Genomic DNA, 19,662 nt, shown 5'->3' with positions numbered 1-19,662 from the left:
ATTTGGGTTATTTTTATAATGGTAACTGTTTTTTGCTAAATGATTGTTTAAGCACAACTGTTGATTCTATATTTGCGATACAACTTAAGCCACCTAGTTGATGTTTTACAAATGTTTCGTAGCTCTCAAGATCATGTGCAATTATTTTTAATAAATAATCATAGCTCCCTGATATTACACAACACTCTAATACATGTGGTAATTTTTCTACATGTTGCTCAAATTGCTCTGCAGCACTTACCGAGTTTTGGCTTAATCGCACAAACGCATATACCAACACATTAAGGTTAAGTGCTTTAGGGTTTATGGCGGCGTGGTAGCCGGTAATAATGTTTTCTTGCTCTAACTTTTTTATACGTCTTAGGCAAGGTGTATCCGATAGGTTAATACTACTGGCCAAGTCTGAAACCGACATACGAGCTTGGCTTTGCAGTGCAACGAGTAATTGCTGATCTTTTTTATCTAACATAGTTGTCGGCTTTTATTAATTATTTTTATATTTGTAGTGATTATTGCTAAGTATTGCAGTTTTTACTAATTTTTTTGGCGTTTTACACTCATTGAACTCTGTTAGCATTTAACTATAAAAATAATAGAGCACAACAATGAACACACATACCGCTATTTTCGATCACTGGATACGAACAGAGTTTGTCACTTTAAATAGTGAATTAGAGCAGCTTTATTGGCAGCAAACCGATAAAGCAAATGTAGAAGGGGTAGGCGAGGCCTTAAAGCAACAATTAGAAAAAAAAGGCAACGCATTAATTAGCAATTTATTAGCCGAGGGCAACACAGATCAAGGCTTTGATAGCGCTTTTGACTTACTCGGTAACGTAGGATTGTTTATGGCTGCGTGTAGGCGCCATGAAATTACTGAGCCAAGCAGAGAAACAACCTCTCCACTAATAGAAGCCTCAGCGCTTGCTATGCATATTGGTGCATCAATTGGCGTAACCCCTCGTTTTGCTACCGCCCATTTAACTACTCATAACAAAGCACTTAACGGTATTTATAAACGATTTACTAATTTACCCGATGAAAAGCTATTTATTGATTACAACACCCAAGGTATTTTGGCCTATAAACGAGCAAGTGATGCTTTATTAAAAATACTGCCGTTAGGCATTTCACACCCCTTGTGTGGTGAGTTATTAAAAGTAGCTAAACAGGCACTTATAGATGTAATTGAGTCAAACAATGCACTTTATTCTGAGCTCGATACAGATCGATTTTTTAGCTGCGTTCGCCCTTATTATAAACCGTACCGTGTAGGTAAAGAGGTTTACAGAGGGGCAAATGCTGGTGACTTTGCAGGTATTAACGTGATTGATATGCTGTTAGGGCTGTGTAGTGCAAACGAGCCTAGTTACTCGCAAATGCTGGTGGATAAGTTTTTATATATGATGCCAGAGGATCAACAAATCCTGCGAGAAGCCATGCGTATGCAAAGCTTTATGGATGACTTTTTACAAGCAGAGCAATATAAAAATACAGATTGGTTTAAAAACCACGCAAAGTTATTTATCCAAGTGTGTAAATTACATGGTGACACCGCGGTCGGTCATCATAATCAACTGGTTGAAAAGTTTATTGCTCAGCCTTCAAAAAATATGCAACAGCAGTATATGAGTAAGGTAACAGCAAGTGGTCCTCCGCTTCATGTATTGCTTGATTCGCTCGAAAAACTAAGAGATAGGCGAGCCAGCGCAAAACGCGACGATATAAAAACACGTTTTGATGATCTAAATACGCTTAAAGAATGGATTAAATAGCATGCTTAAAAACGATTTTTGTATGGCCGATGGCTGTTATTTATTAAACCACTCGGTAGGGCGTCCTCTTAAAAATACACAGCAATATTTAGCACAGCACTATTTTTTACCATGGGAGAGCTCAAGTAAAGAACCTTGGCAGCAATGGCTTCCCGCAGTTGAGCAATTTACTAGCGCACTTAGTAAGTTATTTAATGCGCCTAGTTCGCAGTTTTGTCCTCAAGTTAATTTATCAAGTGGCTTAACAAAGTTGCTTATGTCGCACCCTCGATTACAGCAAAAAAATTGTAAAGTGCTTATGGCGCAAAGTGATTTTCCGAGCATGGGTTTTGCAATGCAAAAAGCATTACCAGAGTGCGCACAAATTATGTTTATACCAGAGCACGAAAACCTAACTGATATTAATGTTTGGCAGCGCTATATAACTTGCGATATCGACTTGGTTTTTATAAGCCATGTGTATTCAAATACAGGTGTACAGGCGCCTGTATACGATATTGTAGCTATAAGTAAATTAACCAATAGTTTATCAATAGTTGATGTTGCTCAGTCAGCGGGTGTTATACCGCTTGATTTAAGCGTACTTGATGCTGACTTTATGATTGGCTCGAGCGTTAAATGGCTATGTGGTGGTCCAGGTGCAGCTTATTTATGGGTTAACAAAAGCCAAATAGAGTATTGTAAGCCTAAAGATGTGGGTTGGTTTTCGCATCAAAATCCATTTGAGTTCGATATTAACCACTTTGAATATAGCGCCAGTGCGCTCAAGTTTTGGGGTGGCACCCCTTCTGTAGCGCCTTATATTATCGCCGCAAATAGTATTGCCTACTTTGCAGAGCTAACAGCTCACAAGGTAAGAGATCATAATTTAGCTATGCTTACGCTTATTCATGAGCAACTAGGCAAATATGTTGCATCGCCTATGAGTGATGATAAGTGCAGCGGGACTGTTATTTTGTTTTTTAACAAGCAGCAAGACCATGTACTTACAGCGCTTAATAAAGCGAAAGTCAGTGTAGATGCCCGTAAATTTGGGATACGAGTATCGCCACATATTTATAATACTCAAGAAGACGTTGATCAGTTTATTTCGATAGTAAAACGAGCGCTTAAGGGTTTTGGCTAAGCAGCTGCTTTCTTTGTTTTAATGACTCTATTTTTTGCTGCGTTTGATTAATTGATGCGTCGTAAGCTTGTTTTAACGAATTTGTTTTAGTTGCGATAGCATCAGCAATAGACGAAGCGCCTAAACGATTGGCTTTATCTTGAGTCATGTAATCTATCTGCTGTTTTTTAGCTGCGTATTCTTTTTGGCTTTGTGCAATCGATAGCTCAAGGCGCTTTATTTCACGCTCTATTTGTTGAACTTCTAAGAAGTCATCCACAGAGGTGTCGGTAATACCTTTACCGGGCGTAGAGCTTTTGTATGCTTCAATTACGTTTATATCTTTAAGAGTAATAACTTGTGCATCTTTAGCGCAAGGCGTTTGGCTAAAGGTAGGAACGCCCTTAATTACACACTTATACACTGTTGTACTTTGTGCCAAGGTAAAAAATGGTGCTGCCGCGCAAACTGATAGCAATATGAACCGGATCATAGCTAAACCTAAAGTGGCTAAAGTTGTGTTAATAATGCCCTAAGTTATTACTAGGCACAATTTGTTTAGTTTTTATAATTTTTAGGTACAAAAAACCACAACTAAGTGGTTTACATTAAGTATAGTCCAAAGGGAGGGTAAACTTGCTTACATCCATGTAATCAATCGCTGCGCGACGCTTGCAGCGGCCCAAAATGTTCCAGACATTTTGTCGAACCCTGTCGAGGGTTCTCACCCTCCCAATTTAGTATAGGTGTTAAATTTTAGGCACAAAAAAACCACAATTAAGTGGTTTAAATTAAGTATGGTGGAGAGGGAGGGATTCGAACCCTCGATAGAGCTACAAACTCTATACTCCCTTAGCAGGGGAGCTCCTTCGGCCACTCGGACACCTCTCCAACGCATAACCGTTTGTATTGATGGACGTAAAAAAAGCCACCAATTAAAATATGGTGGAGAGATAGGGATTTGAACCCTAGATGGGCTATAAACCCATGCCGGTTTTCAAGACCGGTGCATTCGACCACTCTGCCATCTCTCCGTGACGCAGAATAATACTTAGGTGATACCGCTGTGTAAATAGCAAAATGACTGTTTGCCTAAAAAACGTACGTAAATGAGGTTTTTTTTGTAAATAAGGGGAAATTAAGGCAATTTTTAATAAAATAAATAGGTTGCAGCAAACAAGGGGGAGCTAAATAAGTGACTTCATTTAGTGGTTGAGTGTTCGCTGCACCGAAAAATAATCATGGTTGGGTGATTATTTATATTGAGCTGCGCCGCTAAGTGCTAGTCTTTTACCAATAGTGTTAAGTTTAGCTAACATTCTTGCTTTACGGTTAGTTGGTTTAACTGCTACTTGAGCTGCTGCTGTTTGATTTAATGTGTTAATTGGTTTCATTATTTTGCTCCGGGTTGTATATGTTGAAATCGCGTGCATTTTGCACGTTGTTTGATTAAAAAGACAACGATAAAAATTGAGCCTGACGGATTAGTTAAACTAATCCTTGTTTGTTTTATTAACGTGCGGTTCAGTGTTTTTTATTATCGCTTTTGCATAAATAGTTACAATGAAGTCGGCTTTATCTGCTTTAATACTGATGCTTGTGAGTGTTCATATTTATTTTTATGCATTTTACACAACCTTTTTTGACTAATTATTCAGATTAAAAAAATTCAATTAAACTCTTTTTATTCGTTATTAAATACATTGTTGGAAACAAAAAGCTTGTCGCTACTAATAATTATTAAACCAAGTACAAAAAAACAGAGTGAAAAACCACTAATGTGGCTTAAAAGCATCTGTAAAAAACGCAGTTTTTCTTATTGTATGTTTACTACAACGGGAAGCTTTAACGATGACTGCGCTCAAATAAGGTTGCTACTGAGTAAATTTACCAAAGTAGTTGTACTTGGCGGAGACGGTACATTGAGCTTGGCGGTTAATGCGTTAATAGGGAGTAGCTGTACGTTAGCATTATTGCCTTGCGGTACAGGTAATGATTTCTCGAGAGGGTTTAATTGCAAAGAAGATGATTGGCGAAAGGCATTATTTAATACACCGACAGCAATTGATGTAGGAAAAATTAATAGCCGCTATTTTATTAATATTGCAGGGGTAGGGTTTGATGCTCATGTAGTTAAAGCGATTAATGCTAAAGCTAGTTTTTCATCTTTTGATTACAGTTGGACGAGCATTAAAGAGCTATTTTATTATCAAGCTCAGCAGTTACAAGGTACGTTTAATAACGATGTTAGGGCGTGTTGATCTTTGTGGATTGAAATTTGTTCAATCTAGGGGCGATTAAATTGCGGCGCGATGTTTGTAACCTAGTGGGCTAAGTAAAAACCGAGCAACAAAGAGTTAATCGTCCCTAGAAAGAACCCAAAGGGCAGCACATGTTTGGCATTTATGCTGCGTTATCGCCTACTTATGGGGAATAACCACACTGCATAGGCTCTGCCTTGCCTAAAAACCAAACATACTGCTGCAAATTCAACCACCAAAGGTCAACACGCCCTAGGCAGTATCAAAATTTAATTACCGTATTTGCTAATCATAAGTACTTTGGTGGTGGTCTAGAAATAGCGCCAAAAGCAGATTTAACTGATGGGTTGCTTGAGTGTTATCAAATGCGAACGGGTGGGCTTTTTTATAATGTAATAAGCTTTATGAAGTTATTTTTTAAGCGCCATCAGCATATAAAAAATCTTAACTACAGTCGCTTAAATACAGCTTCTATAAAAACTGAAGGGTTATTGATTGAAGCAGATGGTGAACTGGTAGGTAAAACTCCAGCCGTTATTAGTGTGCATGGGCAGGCTTTACTTTTTCATATGCCAATAAAAAAGCGCCTACAGTAGGGTAGGCGCTTTTGTGTTAGTTGCGTTAATAACGCGTCTAACTGGGGACGGAGCCACTTTTAGCTACTGCTCTATTAGCTAAAAAGGCGTTAATTCGTTTTGTTGGGGTAAGCACAATGGCGTTACCTAATAGCACTAGGCTAAATCCTGCAAAGGTATTTGCGTGCCATTCAAAGCCTTCAAAAAAGCTACTCAGTGTTACTGCCACTAATGGGAATAAAACAATAACGTAGCTGGCTTTTTCAGGGCCTATATTTCTTAGTAGAGCAAAGTAGCAACCAAAAGCGATTACAGTGCCAAATATTGATAGATAAAGTAGTGATAACCAGTAACTTGGTGGAGCATTCAAACTAAATTGCACATCGTTCATTAATACATATAAAGCCAAGCCTATAGCGCTGTATAGCATGCCCCATGCATTGCCTTGCAATACACCAATTTGTTTACGAGAATTACGAACGCTTACCATGTTTCCTAATGAAGCCACAAAGGTGCCACCAAGGGCAAGTAGTAACCCGACCAACGCACCATTACTCAAGTCGAACTGCTGTAACTGTGGCCAAAACAGACACGTAATACCTAATACAGCGAGAAGAGCACCTGTATAAATTCGTTTTGAGATTGGCTTACCAAAAAATAACCGAGTATTGACTATGTTCATAACCAGCAGCATTGAAAAGGCAATAGAGGTCATGGCTGAGGTAAGGTGATTTTGTGCCCAGTAAAGCATTAAATAATTTAATCCAAAATTACAAATAGCTAATAAAACAAAAAAGCCATGATCCAGTAACTTAAATCGCATGTCGGGTTTTTTGTACGCTACATATAACCACATTAAAAGCGCTGCAATAGCAAAGCGATAAAATAACGATAACTCTACCGCAATATCACCTAACTGAAACTCTATGGCTAACCAAGTTGAGCCCCAAATTAAAACGGTTGTAATGTATAGCGCTGCACTTTTCATGGTTAGTCTCCAAAGCCCGATTGAATGGCTATTTTAAGACCTATCTGTATACTTACCATATACAGAAAAGTAAAAATGTAACCTATACAGATTTGGTGTGTGATGATAAGACAAAAAAATAGCCAAGGGCATGAGTTTTTATATCAGCAAGTTATTCAGTTGATTAGAGATATGAGCGCTCAACAAGTTTTACTCCCCGGCGAAAAACTTCCATCACTGCGTAAAATGGCAGATAACTTAAATATAAGTATCCCCACTGTAAAACAGGCTTACCAGTCACTTGAAGATCAAGGGTTGGTAGAGGCGCGTGAAAAATCAGGATATTTTTTAAAAGTCGTTAGCATGGCTCATAATTTACCTAAGCGAGTTAAATTAAGTCGCGAACCTGTTGTGGTAAATAAACAAGCCTTAATAGAGCAGGTGTATAGCGCGATTCATCAAGCTAACGTAGTCCCTTTTGGTATCGCCAACCCAATTGCAGCAGCACCTACCGATAAAGCACTCGCCAGAAACATGCGCCGTGTAATGACAATTGCGGGCAGTAAAGCCATAAATTATGGCCCAACTGATGGGTTTGTACCACTGAAAAAACAATTAGTGCATCGCTATTTAGATTTTGGCATTGGTATTGATATGGACGAGCTTGTGATCACCAATGGTGCGCAAGAGGCTATGGCTATTGCGCTTAAGTGCGTGACAAAGCCAGGCGATGTAGTGGCTATTGAGACTCCTTGTTATCACGGAATTATAGAGCTAATAGAAAGCTTAGGGCTTAAAGCGCTCGAAATACCACTGTGTCCAGATAATGGCATTTGGTTAAGCGATTTGGATCGCGCTTTAAATGAGCATGACATAAAAGCGTGTTTATTCTCGACAGCAATTAGCAACCCTGTAGGCAGCTTTATGCCAGATACAAACAGGCAGAAGCTGGTGGAGTTACTCGAAAGCCACGACGTAGTGCTTATTGAAGATGACGTATACGGCGATTTATATTTTACGGCGAAACGAGGCACACCTGCTTTAGCGTATTCTAAAAAAGGATTAGTGATCAGTTGCTCATCTTTTTCTAAAACGGCTGCGCCGAGCTATCGTGTAGGTTGGTTAGTTGCCGGTAAATTTGCAACGCAAGCGAGGCGATATAAACGAGCACTAAGTTGCTCCGCTTCGTTAATAAATCAATGGGCGTTATCAGAATTTATTGCCAGCGGTGAGTACGACCGTAACTTAAAGGTACTCAGGCAGCGCCTGCGCGATAACAAAGAGCGTATGCGATGGTGTTTACAACACGCTATGCCAAAAAATACACGTATAAGCGATCCAAAAGGAGGCTGTGTAATGTGGCTAGATTTAGGAAGCGAGTACGATAGTCAAAAATTATTTTTACTTGCTCTTGAAGTTGGTATTAGTATTACCCCTGGGCTTATTTTTTCAGCCTCTAATAAGTATAAAAGCTGCGTAAGGTTAAGTTATGGTGTGCCGTGGAGCGAGCAGATAGAGCAAGCCATTATTACTCTGGGTAAGCTCACTTTATTAGCTAAAAAGTAAGTTTGGGAAACACAAAAAAGCAGCATTTAAGTAAACTTAAGTGCTGCCAAAGGGATGTTAAATAACGTTTGCTGTACTAATTTTGTTTAAAGCTAAATAACTGGTAACCTTTAAGCTCTGGCACTTGCATTACTAATTGCTCTTCTTGTTTTGCAATATCAGCAAAGGTTTCACATAAAGAGTTAGCTCTCTCTTCAAGTGCGCTTGCATGTAGCTCTACTTTTTCTTCTATTTGTGCACCCATATTTTCCATGCGTTGTTCAAAGGCATCCATATCGCCGCCTGAACCAAGTAACTCAGAACCTAAAGCCACTAAAATACTGCCCATTGATTGCATTACTGCTGATTCAACCGCTGTTTCTATCTGCTGCTCAAATTGTTGTTCAAAGTTTTCGCCAAATTGATTAAAACTTTGTTGGCCCATTACAAATGTACCTTGCTGGTAAAATGTGTTTTCTACCTCAATTTTAATATCGTCCATAAGCTCAGACATATTATCAAGACCGTCAATATTAAATGCATTGCCTACTTCTTCTAATGCCACACCGGCAATTTTAACCCCCTCTAACGCTATATTAGCTACTTCAGGTAATTGAGTGCGTAAGCTGTCAGAGTACTTATTCAGTGCTTCGCGTTGTGAGCTATTAAGCGCTACAAGCTCGCCATTAACGGTTAAGTCACCATGGGAATTAAATTGCATAGTTTTATTATTGGCGGTAAAAATTTCTAATTCGTTTGGCTTAATACGTACATCGTTTTTAAATTCGACGTTACATTCATCGTTACTAAATGAAATTGCAGAATCGTTGTTGTTATGAGCCATAGCGGCTGGCGTACAAATTAATGCGCTAACTAATAGTAATTTTTTCATGTTTGTTCTCTACTTTTTGTTGATGACGATTAATTAATAACAAGTTTGATGCCAGTTTTATTTTTTCATAAAAAACAATTGATTAAGTGATTCTCTTTATTTTTTAGCAAGTCAAAATAATTAATAAATAACTATTTTTTAGTCAAATTGGCTAACTAATAAAAATTAATAAATTTTATTTATCGATACGATAAAAAACTCTCACTTTCCTCAATTCAAATTTAGCGCTATTTATTCACATTACTGACATGAAGACTATTTACAGTAGTCACGTGGCTTTATTTTGATGTTAATTTGCAGAGCACTTTGGCATTAAACATTTTTAATTTTACCGGCTATTGCGATAATAATATCCTTGGTTGGTCTCAAACACTTTATGGAGTGGGTTGTGGGTAAGACATTTAGTTACGATGCGCTAGATGACGATTTTGTTGAAGACGAGTACGAAATGCTCGGACGTAATCAACACGATAAGAACAAGCAAAAGGTTAAAAAGAAGTTGGAAGACTACCTTGAGCAAAAACGCTTGCGTAAAAATCTAGGCGAAGACGATTTAAGCGATTACACCGATTAAATTTCACTAGTATAAATAAAATACCAATTAATATTGAGAATTTAAATGTGCAGTTATGTGTATGTTTAAGTCTCAATAGTATTGGCAATAAAGAGGCCTTGCGCCTCTTTATTACTTTTTAAAGCGTGCTTTTAGCCTTTGCTAATGCTTTTTGAATTGTAAGCTCTAGCTTTTCGGGTTTAGTGAAAGGTGCATAGCGTTTAATTGGCGTGCCATCTGCTGCAATTAAAAACTTAGTAAAATTCCACTTTATTTTGCGTGTTAAAAAACCAGGCAAGGCTGATTTTAAATAACGAAAGACTGGATGAGCATGCTTACCGTTTACATCTACTTTGGCCGCCATTAAAAAACTCACACCAAAATTAATTAAGCACCCTTGCTCTATTTGTGTAGCGTCGCCGGGTTCTTGTTGACCAAATTGATTGCACGGAAATCCCAGAATAACTAAACCTTGGCTGGCATACTTATTGTGCAAAGCTTGCAGAGACTCGTATTGATAGGTAAATCCACATTTACTTGCGGTATTAACAATAAGCACAACTTTACCTTCAAAATCATTAAAGTTGATAGGCTGACCCTGTAAGCTCGTTGCGCTTAATTGATGAAATGCGTGCATATTGGTGTCTTTTTATTGTTGTTAGCCGCATTTTAACCTGAGTGCAGTATTTCATAAAGTATAAAGATCGCACTAATTTAAAATTAGAAATAGCCCCATACCGGCAAGCGTTGTGTAATAGATATTATGTGTTTTGTAGGCAACAATAATGGCAACTATCGCGGCGCTTAAATAAGGATTTTGCCAGTTTAAGTTAATGCCATCTTCATTCAAAAACACGATAGGCACCCAAATTGCTGTAAGCACTGCCGGTGCACTAAAGCTTAAAAATTGCTGCATTTTAGGGCCTACTTTAAACGGTAAAGCACGGTGCAAAAATAAATAACGCGTAAAAAATGTAATGCACGCCATGAGTAAAATAGTCGTCATCATGGCGTTACTTCCTTTTTAGTGGTTAGTCTTGCTGTGCTGTAACCTGCTGCCATTGCCAGCAGCGCTGAGCAAACAAGCCATAACTCAAATCCTGTGCTTTTTAAAAGCGTTGCACTAATGCCTGCTACAATTACCGTAACGAGTGAGGCTAAATTTTTAATGCCCGGAATAACCAAAGCTATAAACGTGGCAGCAATGGCAAAGTCGAGCCCTAAATTAGTTAAATCGGGCAGCATTGTGCCTGCTACAATGCCAATTAACGTCCAAATATTCCATGCAATATAAAAGCTAAAACCAGCGCTCAATGCGTATATTAAACGTGTTTTTGTTCTGTATGCTTTTCTATGGTGAGAAAATGCAAATAGCTCATCGGTTAATACAAAACTTACTGGTAAGCGCCAACGCATAGGTTGATCAATGACCTTATGACGCACAGCTAAACCGTATAAAAAGTGCCGAGAGCTAATAATAAATGTTGTGAATAAAATTGTGAGCAATGGTGTGTTGCCCGCTATAAGTTCAATTGCAACAAGCTGTGCAGAGCCTGCAAAGACTAATAACGACATTGCTTGGGTTTCTAGTGCACTAAAGCCATTTTGAATCGCTAAAGAACCACATAAAATACCCCAAGGAATAACCGCTAAACACAGTGGTAGCATATCTAAAAAGCCTTTTAAAATAGCTTTTTTAACTGGTTGCATGATATTTACTCGCACGGCTTGTAGAATGGCTCATAAGGATACCTTAATATTATGATGTTAAAGTAGTTAACGAATTAGATAATACTGTTTTTTTAAGGATAGGCGCAATGACGACGTTAAAAGTGTGGGATGGGTTTATTAGATGCTTTCATTGGTTTTTGGTTGTAAGTATTGCGGTGCTTTATTTTAGTATTGAAGAGGGCATGATTGAGCTTCATTTTGTTGCTGGGTTCTTTACTTTAGCACTCATCGTAACGCGTTTAATATGGGGCATTATCGGAAGTAAAACCGCGAGATTAAGTGGGTTGCTGCACTCTCCTCGTGCTATTTTAAAGGCACTAAAGACACCAAGTGACTCGCTAGGCCATTCAGCACCTGGCAGCTGTATGGTAATGGTATTTTTTATAATTATAATTACGCAGCTTATTACCGGGTTAATGAGTAGTGATGGCATTTTAACTGACGGCCCGCTTGCTCAATATGTGTCTAGCGATACGATTGATTTTGCAAATTGGCTACATGAGCTGAATTTTGACATTTTACTTTATGCTATTGGTTTACATGTATTAGCTATTATTGTTTATAGAATAAAAGGTAAGCCGCTAGTTAAGGCGATGATCACAGGCTCAAAAGAGTTAAAAGCAGATGACTCTGAGGCTAAAGTAACAAAAGCGTCTTGGCCTGCATGGCTAATATTTATATCTTTATTGGTATTGCTGATATTTACGTGGGCGAAAGAACCTTTAGCTTATTTATTTAGTTAAAAACACATTAAACCAATCTTAAAGGATTGGTTTTTATTTTTGGTTACATTCTTTTGTTTGATTGTTATGCGGGGCCGAATTATAATCGCCGCATTGCTGGCAAACTAATCGAAAGATTAGGGCGCAAAGTTTCCGGTCTAAGGCTTTTTATAAAGCTATGGTAGCGGGACTACTGCATAACGTGTTGTTATGTATCACTTGCCCTCAGTGTATTTTTTGTGTATCCATAGTGTATGGATAAGATTTTGTAACTCTTAAGGTGTTGCCGTGTTTATGCATACGTCGTTGGCCTGTGGAAAGTGGTCAACAATAGGTTGCTTAAATCATCATACCCAATTGTTTATTGGCGATGTGGTGAGTGTAACCTTTTACGACATGCAAGGAGAGCTAGTTAGTTTATCATTTGATTACAAAATCACCTCGCTTGAGCAAGGTGAACCTCACGCATGGCCACGCTTAGTTGCCGAGCATATTAACGTGCATGTTCCTCTGGTTAGCGCAGGTAAAATGACCGAGCAAGGCTTAATTGTAGCCTATAGAAATAATGAAATTTTTGCATTGCAAAGCAGTGGTATATGTAAAGCGCATGTCGATTTTCATTGTATTGCAAAATGCGACGAGCGTGTTGTTAATAACCTTGATTCTTATGATTACGTGTACCCTGAAAATTGTGAAAACTATAATGCGGGTACAAAGGTATTGCAGCCAAAAACAGGGCATGTTTATCAATGTAGGCCTTGGCCATTTAATGAGTTTTGCCGCGCGAGTGACGATAAAAAGTTTATGTTCGAGCCCGGTGTTGGACAAAGTTGGGCTATGGCTTGGCAGCAAATATAAGGTTGTTAGTGAATTATCTTCCCAAAGGTATAGCGGTTTTAATAATGAAGCGTTTACCGTTTTAGCCCATCCAACTATTGGATGGGCTTTTTTATTTTTATGATAAACTGCAAATCACATTATTTTTTTAATTGGTTTTGTTGTGTCTCGTCCTGACTACTCTTTAAGTTTATTACCTAATTTCCCGATTGCTAAACAGCAAGCCCATACATTAAGTACTCATAATAAAATACGCACTGATAATTACTATTGGATGCGTGATGACGATCGTCAGGATGAGCAAGTACTTGCACATTTACATGCTGAAAATGCATATTGCGATGAACAGTTAGCTGCAATGAAGCCACTTCAAAATACACTTTTTGAAGAGTTAAAAGCACGCATTGTAAAAGACGATAACTCGGTACCCGTTAAAGACGGAAAATACTGGTATCACTCAGAAGTTCGTGGTGATGATGAGTACTCTCGCCATTATAGAAGCACGAGCATAAAGGCTGATAATAAAGAGCTTTTACTCGATGTAAATATATTAGCTGAGGGATTTGAGTTTTTTGAACTAGGAGAAGTCGCACTAAGCCCATGTGAGCAGCTTATGGCTTACTCCGAAGATACTGAAGGGCGTCGTATTTATAATGTTCGCTTTAAAAGCTTAGCGACCGGTGAAATGCTACCTGATGTACTTGAAAATACAGAAGGGCAAGTTGTTTGGGCTAACGACAATAAAACCGTTTTTTATGTAAAAAAAGATTTAAAAACGCTACTAGGATACCAAGTATTTAGGCATGAGCTTGGCAGCGAGCAAAGCCAAGACGTAATGGTTTATGAAGAGCAAGACAGCAGCTTTTTTATGGGACTTGGTAAAAGCCGCGACGAAGGCTTAATTATTATTGATTTAGCATCGACAGAGACCAACGATACATGGGTGCTGGATGCTAATAAGCCCACTGGCGAATTTAAAGCATTAATGCCGCGTGAAGATGGCCATGAGTTTGACGTAGATAAGCTAGGTGACACATTTTATATTGTGACTAACTGGCAAGCTAAAAACTTTAGACTAATGACGGCAACAAACGAAACGATTGCTGATAAAACACAATGGCTTGAGCATACAGTTCACAGAGAAAATGTACTGCTTGAAGGTGTAGAGTTATTTAATGACTTTTTAGTATTAAGTGAACGCGAGCAAGGGCAAGCTCGATTTGTAGTTGTTAATAAGCAAGGGGATCGTATGGCACTTGAGTTTGCCGATCCTTGTTATTATGCAGCAATAGCAATGAACCCAGAGCCAGACACTCGCACTGCGCGTATTTATTACTCGAGCTTAACAACACCGGGCTCTTTATATGATGTTGATTTAGCAACGGGCGAAAAAACATTACTTAAACAGCAAAAAGTACTCGGTAGTTTTAATGCTGATGACTATCAGTCGGAGCGGTTAATGATAACTGCACGCGACGGAGTTGAAGTACCTGTATCTGTTGTTTATCGAAAAGACAGCTTTAAAAAAGAGGGTACAAATCCGTTATTTCAATACGGCTATGGCGCCTATGGTTATACGATTGATCCTAGTTTTTCAAGCTCATCACTGAGCTTGCTCGATCGTGGTTTTGTTTATGTAATAGCGCATGTCCGAGGCTCTGAAATGCTAGGCCGCGAATGGTATGAGCAAGGTAAAAAAGAGCATAAACAAAATAGCTTTAGTGACTTTATTGATGTGACAAAAGCGCTTGTTGATCAAGGTTATTGTGATAGCAATAAGGTGTTTGCCTCAGGCGGCAGTGCTGGTGGCTTATTAATGGGGGCGGTTGTAAACCAGGCACCAGAGTTATATTGCGGTGTTGGCTGTCATGTACCATTTTTAGACGTATTAACCACAATGCTTGATGAGAGTATTCCACTCACAACAAATGAATACGATGAATGGGGTAATCCAAATGAGCCTCAATTTTATGATGTGATAGAAGCTTACTCGCCTTATGACAATATTAGCGCACAAAACTATCCGAACATACTCGTTACTACCGGTCTTCATGACTCACAAGTACAGTATTGGGAGCCTATGAAGTGGGTTGCAAAAATGCGTGAACTTAAAACAGACAGTAACATTTTAGTCTTTAAAACGGATATGGATGCAGGTCATGGCGGTGCATCAGGTCGTTTTAAAAGCTTAGAAGAAAAAGCCCTCGAAATGGCCTTTTTTATTGCGCTGTTAAATTAACTGCAAAATCGGAAAATTGTATTACTCTATATATAGAAGTTGATATATAGAAGGTAATTTATGTTTGGAGCACATGGCGAATTTCAGATTTGTTCACAGCCCCCTCATATGTATTTGAAGTTGAAGGGGAGCTTTAACAATGAAGGTATAACATCGTTAACTAATGGTGTTATTCAAGAATTGAGCTTTCATCCTAAAAATACAATTAAGTTTGTGGTTGTTAACTTAAAAGAGTTTGAACTGTTAACTTTAGATAGTCTTGATTCGTTAGAGGCCTATTTTGCGGGTGTAAAAGAGCGTGGCTATCAACGTGTTGACTATATAAACATTAATATCATAGCTAAAGATATGTTTGAAAAGGTATGGAAAAATAGCGATGTAGAAGTTAATTTTTATAAAGATACCGAAAGCTATTTATTAGTGCATCCAAGTGATAGTTATATAAAACAGAACTGGTAATTAATATGAGTATTATAAACCGCTACTGAAGAGGGCTTATAATACTCTCTAAACACCCTTTATAGCGCCTTGAAAGGTTTAAGCACATGTCGTTTTTAAGTCTTACTTTATAATCGCCACTGTCGGTAGGCATCAGTTCGCAAATAGCTTGTTTTCTTACCAGCGTCGAGCGATGAATACGAATAAACCCTTCTGGCTCTAGCTGCTGTTCAATATTTTTCATGGTTTCGCGGTGTAATACCGGTGTACTACCTTGGGTAAAATGCAGCTCTACATAATTGCCCGCACCATTAATCCAAATAATATCTTTTATATCAATTAGCCTTACCTTACCTACATCTTTAACTACAATATGTGATGATGGTTTTTCGGTTTGTGTGCTCTGTTGATATTGGCGCTCAGCCGCGCTTGCAATCGGGCAAAGGTGAATTAGTTTATCAAAGCATTTATCAATACGCGGTGCTGTAGAATCTACTATTAAAAAATCAACAGCGCCAACTTCAAAAGCAAAACTCGCAAAATGACCCGACTGGGCAATAATGACTAACTTAAGCTTTTTAGCGAGCTCTGTTAAATGCACTATTTGCATAGGATCAGCCAGATTGGTTAGTTCGTAAAAAAGTACGTTGTATTGATCTGTATCTATTTGATCTAATCTGTTTGCCTGAATAAAAGATTGAGATTCAAAGTGTCGGTGCTCTTGCACGCGCTTTGTTAAAAATGTTGCAAACTTAGTGTTACTAACAAAAGTTAATGCATGAAAAGAAGCGACCATTATTTTATATCTCTTGCTGTATATAGTAACAAAGACCGTGCTTAGCGGAAAAACTGTTATGAAAAGTACAATATATTTATAAAATAATTGTGACGTACTAATTAATCCCATCAAACTAGCTATTCATACCAAAGATTACGCCTCATAAATAATGCACGTAGAGTGTTTAAATAAATCCCCTTACTGTAATCCGCGAAGTAACTATTTAGTTACAAAAATAACAATTCAGGGGAATTATATGACATTAACTAACAAAGGTAGCGCGCGATTATTTAAAAAATCGTCGTTAACAGTTGCGCTAAGCAGCGCCATACTTGCAAGCATTTCATTTCAAGGTGTGGCTGCAGAAGATGACGAAATTACTAAAATAGAACGTGTACAAGTTACAGGTTCTCGTATTCGTTCAGCTGAGGCGATGTCATCAGCGCCTATCCAAGTTGTAGATAGTGCCGCTATTGATGCATCGGGATCATTAAATATTCAAGATTTACTGCTAGAGAACCCAGCATTTGGTTCGCCAGCTATTAGCCGTACTAATTCAAACTTTAATACAGCCAGTGCGGGGGTTGCTACAGTTGATTTACGTAATTTAGGCTCTAACCGTACATTGGTTTTAGTTAATGGTCGCCGTTATGTTTCTGGTGTACCTGGCAGCTCTGCTGTCGATTTAAATACTATTCCGAGCCAATTTATCGAACGTGTTGAAATTATGACCGGTGGTGCTTCATCAGTTTATGGCTCTGACGCTGTTGCTGGTGTAGTTAACTTTGTACTAAAAGATGACTTTGAAGGCGTTGAGTTTGAAGGTCAGTACGGTGAATCGAGTGAAGGTGATGATGAGTCACGCCAATTTAACTTTACCTCAGGCTTATCAAGCTCAGATGGTAAAGGGCACGCCATGTTTCACCTTGGTTACTCTGATCAAGGTGCTGTTTTCTCACGTGACCGTGATCGCTCAGCGGTAGACCAATTTTCAGGTATTTTCTTCGAAGATGATCCAGTAGCAAACCCAGGCTCTGTATTTGATGCGGTAAGCCCGTTTTTATCTTCATTCCCACCACAAGGTCGTTTTAGCGCAGGGGATGAAACATTTACGTTTAATGATGCAAACAACCTACAAAACTCATTTAGTACTAATGGTGGCGATGGCGTAGATGCAAATGGTTTTAACCGAAGCGGCGTACGTACAATAGCAATACCTACAGAGCGCTACTTATTCGCATCAAATGGTAGCTATGAGTTAAGTGACAAGCATAGCTTTTTTTATGAAGGCACTTACGCTGCAACAACAACTGTTTCTGAATTAGAGCCGTTCCCTTTTGCTTCTGATGATATTTATGCAAATGGCCAAGTACCGATTGAATTTAATGTAAACGGTGAAATATTACGAAATGCATTTGTACCAGACGATATATATAACGCAGCAACCGACACCGATGGTGATGGTATGCGTGATATCTTTTTTGCAAAACGTTTGAGTGACATTGGTAACCGTGGAGCACGAGCAGAGCGTGATACATTCCGTTTAGCGCTTGGTTTTCAAGGTGAAATAGCAGATGGTTGGTTTTACGATACTTACTACGTATATGGTAAAACAAAAGAGCAGCAAGTTTCTGGTGGTTTAGTCAACGTGCAAAGCTTCCGTCAAGGTTTAGAAGCTGTTATTGATAGCCAAGATTTAGATGGTGACGGTATTACTGACGAGGCTATCTGTATCGATGCGACAGCTCGCGGCTTTAACTGTGCGCCTGTAGACATTTATGGTTTTAATTCGTTATCACAAGGAGCTATTGATTTTGTAAGTGCACCTAGCTCTCTTTCAACGTCAGTTGAGCAAGAGATCATTGGTGGTAATATCTCAGGTGATTTATTTGATTTACCAGCAGGTACGGTGGGTATTGCTGCTGGTTTTGAATACCGCGAAGAATTTTCACGCAGTGAATTTGATGCACTACAGCAAGCCGGTCTTAATGCAGGTAATGCAATCCCAGCAACAGAAGGCTCGTTTGACGTAACAGAGTACTATGTAGAAGCAAACATCCCAGTACTTGATACTGTAACGATGAATGCAGCAGTTCGTTTATCTGATTATTCAACAGTCGGTAACACCGAAAGTTGGAATGTGGGTGTTGATTGGGAAGTAATGGATAGCTTACGTTTACGTGCTACTCGTGCTCGTTCAACGCGTGCTCCAAATATCGATGAACTATTTTCTCCGCCTTCACAAACGTTCCCAAGTGGTTTAAACGATCCATGTTTAGGTGTTACTAATAGTGGCGGTGGTGCTGCTGGTGATGCTTGTCGTACAGATGGTGGTGTTACAACTAATATCGCTTCAAATGGTGAGTTCACGCTTAACCAGTCTGACTTACAAGGTATTAGTGGCTTTAACCGTGGCAACCAAGATTTAAAAGAAGAAGTTGGTGACTCTGTAACAGTAGGTTTAGTATTTACACCAGAAAACCTAATTTCAGGACTAGACATTACGCTTGATTACTTTGATATCGAAATTACAGATGCAATAGTATCAACCCCTCGTCAGTTTATTCTTGACCAATGTTATGGCGGCGGCGATACAAGCTTTTGTGACTTTGTAACTCGTCGTAGTGCGCCATCAGGTAATAATAGTGCTGGTTCACTAGAATTTATCGACAGTGGTGTATCTAACAGTGGTGGTTTAGGTACAGAAGGTGTTGATTTAACACTAACGTACTCTACTGATATTGGTCCAGGTGCGTTTAGAACTCGCCTTGCTTATACTTACCTAATCGATGGTTATAGCATTCCACTTCCAGGCGCTGATAAAGATGAGTTTGCTGGAGAAATTGGTGCATCAGAGCATAAAGCTAACTGGAACTTTGGTTATAAACTTAACGACTTTGATTTTAACTGGAGCTTAACTTACATTGGCGCTGCAGACTTTGATGATCAATTCTTAAGTGGTTTTGGTATTGCTCCAGGTGGAGTAGGGATTGGTTCAGTAACGTATCATGATGTTCAAGCAAGTTACCATATCAGCGATTCAACAGAGCTTTACGCTGGTGCAAGTAACTTATTTGATAAAGAGCCACCGCGCATTTTATCGGGTGTAAGTGGTTCAAGTACTGGTACTGAAACTGATGCAGGTACGTACGACCCAATTGGTCAATCATTCTACATCGGTTTTAGAAGTAAGTTCTAACCAGCAATAACGACACTAATATAGTTACTTAATTAGTTACGTTCA

Annotated in this window: 20 protein-coding genes, 2 tRNA genes and 1 riboswitch; of the genes, 11 read left to right on the top strand and 11 right to left on the bottom strand. The window is 38.8% G+C overall.

The window, feature by feature from the left end:
- Positions 1 to 13: 13 nt before the first annotated feature.
- A complete protein-coding gene (locus BW142_RS18560) occupies positions 14 to 469 on the bottom strand; it encodes an Lrp/AsnC family transcriptional regulator (RefSeq protein ID WP_076925888.1) in 456 nt (151 codons plus the stop codon).
- Positions 470 to 605: 136 nt separating this feature from the next.
- On the opposite strand from BW142_RS18560, the gene BW142_RS18555 reads away from it, so the two are divergent.
- Both BW142_RS18555 and BW142_RS18550 read left to right on the top strand, forming a co-directional pair.
- The gene (locus tag BW142_RS18555) at positions 606 to 1,775 is read left to right on the top strand and encodes a monodechloroaminopyrrolnitrin synthase PrnB family protein (RefSeq protein ID WP_076925887.1); all 1,170 of its coding nucleotides are present in this window, start codon (positions 606 to 608) and stop codon (positions 1,773 to 1,775) included.
- 1 nt (position 1,776) lies between these two features.
- On the top strand, positions 1,777 to 2,901 hold the full coding sequence (locus tag BW142_RS18550; RefSeq protein WP_076925886.1) for an aminotransferase class V-fold PLP-dependent enzyme: 1,125 nt from the start codon (positions 1,777 to 1,779) through the stop codon (positions 2,899 to 2,901).
- Here the strand turns inward: BW142_RS18550 and BW142_RS18545 are convergent.
- From BW142_RS18545 to BW142_RS20765, 4 genes are all read right to left on the bottom strand, one after another.
- Entirely contained in the window at positions 2,885 to 3,373 is a 489-nt protein-coding gene (locus BW142_RS18545) for a DUF4124 domain-containing protein (protein ID WP_076925885.1), read from the bottom strand. The two genes, BW142_RS18550 and BW142_RS18545, sit on opposite strands and share 17 nt — an antisense overlap.
- Positions 3,374 to 3,678: 305 nt before the next feature.
- Positions 3,679 to 3,771, bottom strand: a tRNA-Ser gene (locus tag BW142_RS18540).
- A gap of 52 nt (positions 3,772 to 3,823) precedes the next feature.
- A tRNA-Ser gene (locus BW142_RS18535) sits at positions 3,824 to 3,914 on the bottom strand.
- Positions 3,915 to 4,133: 219 nt separating this feature from the next.
- The gene (locus BW142_RS20765) at positions 4,134 to 4,274 is read right to left on the bottom strand and encodes a hypothetical protein (protein WP_004335040.1); all 141 of its coding nucleotides are present in this window, start codon (positions 4,272 to 4,274) and stop codon (positions 4,134 to 4,136) included.
- Between the two features lie 327 nt (positions 4,275 to 4,601).
- Between BW142_RS20765 and BW142_RS18530 the strand changes: the two genes are divergently transcribed.
- Both BW142_RS18530 and BW142_RS20760 read left to right on the top strand, forming a co-directional pair.
- Positions 4,602 to 5,141, top strand: a complete 540-nt coding sequence (locus tag BW142_RS18530; protein ID WP_253188826.1) for a diacylglycerol kinase family protein — start codon at positions 4,602 to 4,604, stop codon at positions 5,139 to 5,141.
- Positions 5,142 to 5,338: 197 nt separating this feature from the next.
- Positions 5,339 to 5,737: a hypothetical protein gene (locus BW142_RS20760; RefSeq protein WP_253188825.1), complete on the top strand. Its 399-nt coding sequence runs from the start codon at positions 5,339 to 5,341 to the stop codon at positions 5,735 to 5,737.
- 37 nt (positions 5,738 to 5,774) lie between these two features.
- Here the strand turns inward: BW142_RS20760 and BW142_RS18520 are convergent, their stop codons facing one another.
- Entirely contained in the window at positions 5,775 to 6,704 is a 930-nt protein-coding gene (locus tag BW142_RS18520) for an EamA family transporter (RefSeq protein WP_076925884.1), read from the bottom strand.
- A 102-nt stretch (positions 6,705 to 6,806) separates the two neighbouring features.
- On the opposite strand from BW142_RS18520, the gene BW142_RS18515 reads away from it, so the two are divergent.
- Entirely contained in the window at positions 6,807 to 8,249 is a 1,443-nt protein-coding gene (locus tag BW142_RS18515; protein WP_076925883.1) for a PLP-dependent aminotransferase family protein, read from the top strand.
- A gap of 76 nt (positions 8,250 to 8,325) precedes the next feature.
- Here the strand turns inward: BW142_RS18515 and BW142_RS18510 are convergent, their stop codons facing one another.
- Positions 8,326 to 9,120: a YggN family protein gene (locus BW142_RS18510; RefSeq protein WP_076925882.1), complete on the bottom strand. Its 795-nt coding sequence runs from the start codon at positions 9,118 to 9,120 to the stop codon at positions 8,326 to 8,328.
- Between the two features lie 388 nt (positions 9,121 to 9,508).
- On the opposite strand from BW142_RS18510, the gene BW142_RS18505 reads away from it, so the two are divergent.
- Complete coding sequence (locus tag BW142_RS18505; RefSeq protein ID WP_007579801.1) at positions 9,509 to 9,694, top strand: PA3496 family putative envelope integrity protein; 186 nt, start codon at positions 9,509 to 9,511, stop codon at positions 9,692 to 9,694.
- Between the two features lie 118 nt (positions 9,695 to 9,812).
- On the opposite strand, the gene BW142_RS18500 is transcribed toward BW142_RS18505, so the two are convergent.
- The 3 genes from BW142_RS18500 to BW142_RS18490 form a co-directional block, all read right to left on the bottom strand.
- On the bottom strand, positions 9,813 to 10,310 hold the full coding sequence (locus BW142_RS18500; protein ID WP_076925881.1) for a glutathione peroxidase: 498 nt from the start codon (positions 10,308 to 10,310) through the stop codon (positions 9,813 to 9,815).
- 72 nt (positions 10,311 to 10,382) lie between these two features.
- A complete protein-coding gene (locus BW142_RS18495) occupies positions 10,383 to 10,682 on the bottom strand; it encodes an AzlD domain-containing protein (RefSeq protein WP_004335020.1) in 300 nt (99 codons plus the stop codon).
- Positions 10,679 to 11,383 (bottom strand): AzlC family ABC transporter permease, encoded by a 705-nt coding sequence (locus tag BW142_RS18490; protein WP_076925880.1) that lies wholly within the window; start codon positions 11,381 to 11,383, stop codon positions 10,679 to 10,681. The genes BW142_RS18495 and BW142_RS18490 overlap by 4 nt, the downstream gene beginning before the upstream one ends.
- Positions 11,384 to 11,490: 107 nt before the next feature.
- Here BW142_RS18490 and BW142_RS18485 point away from each other — a divergent pair, with 107 nt between their 5' ends.
- The 4 genes from BW142_RS18485 (at position 11,491) to BW142_RS18470 (ending at position 15,661) form a co-directional block, all read left to right on the top strand.
- A complete protein-coding gene (locus tag BW142_RS18485; protein ID WP_024599689.1) occupies positions 11,491 to 12,147 on the top strand; it encodes a cytochrome b/b6 domain-containing protein in 657 nt (218 codons plus the stop codon).
- A gap of 88 nt (positions 12,148 to 12,235) precedes the next feature.
- A riboswitch (cyclic di-GMP riboswitch) is annotated at positions 12,236 to 12,324 on the top strand.
- A 96-nt stretch (positions 12,325 to 12,420) separates the two neighbouring features.
- On the top strand, positions 12,421 to 12,984 hold the full coding sequence (locus BW142_RS18480) for a hypothetical protein (RefSeq protein WP_024599690.1): 564 nt from the start codon (positions 12,421 to 12,423) through the stop codon (positions 12,982 to 12,984).
- Between the two features lie 142 nt (positions 12,985 to 13,126).
- Positions 13,127 to 15,202, top strand: coding sequence for a S9 family peptidase (locus BW142_RS18475; RefSeq protein WP_076925879.1), 2,076 nt, complete (start codon positions 13,127 to 13,129; stop codon positions 15,200 to 15,202).
- Between the two features lie 60 nt (positions 15,203 to 15,262).
- Entirely contained in the window at positions 15,263 to 15,661 is a 399-nt protein-coding gene (locus BW142_RS18470) for a hypothetical protein (protein WP_024599692.1), read from the top strand.
- Between the two features lie 22 nt (positions 15,662 to 15,683).
- On the opposite strand, the gene BW142_RS18465 is transcribed toward BW142_RS18470, so the two are convergent.
- Positions 15,684 to 16,436 (bottom strand): response regulator transcription factor, encoded by a 753-nt coding sequence (locus BW142_RS18465; RefSeq protein WP_007579810.1) that lies wholly within the window; start codon positions 16,434 to 16,436, stop codon positions 15,684 to 15,686.
- A 238-nt stretch (positions 16,437 to 16,674) separates the two neighbouring features.
- Here BW142_RS18465 and BW142_RS18460 point away from each other — a divergent pair, with 238 nt between their 5' ends.
- Entirely contained in the window at positions 16,675 to 19,617 is a 2,943-nt protein-coding gene (locus tag BW142_RS18460) for a TonB-dependent receptor (RefSeq protein ID WP_076925878.1), read from the top strand.
- Positions 19,618 to 19,662: the final 45 nt, after the last annotated feature.

The sequence above is a fragment of the Pseudoalteromonas sp. EB27 genome (assembly GCF_001974875.1).
Lineage (GTDB): Bacteria > Pseudomonadota > Gammaproteobacteria > Enterobacterales > Alteromonadaceae > Pseudoalteromonas.
The sequence above is the reverse complement of the archived record's forward strand: the minus strand, read 5'-3'. Positions and strand labels throughout refer to the sequence as shown.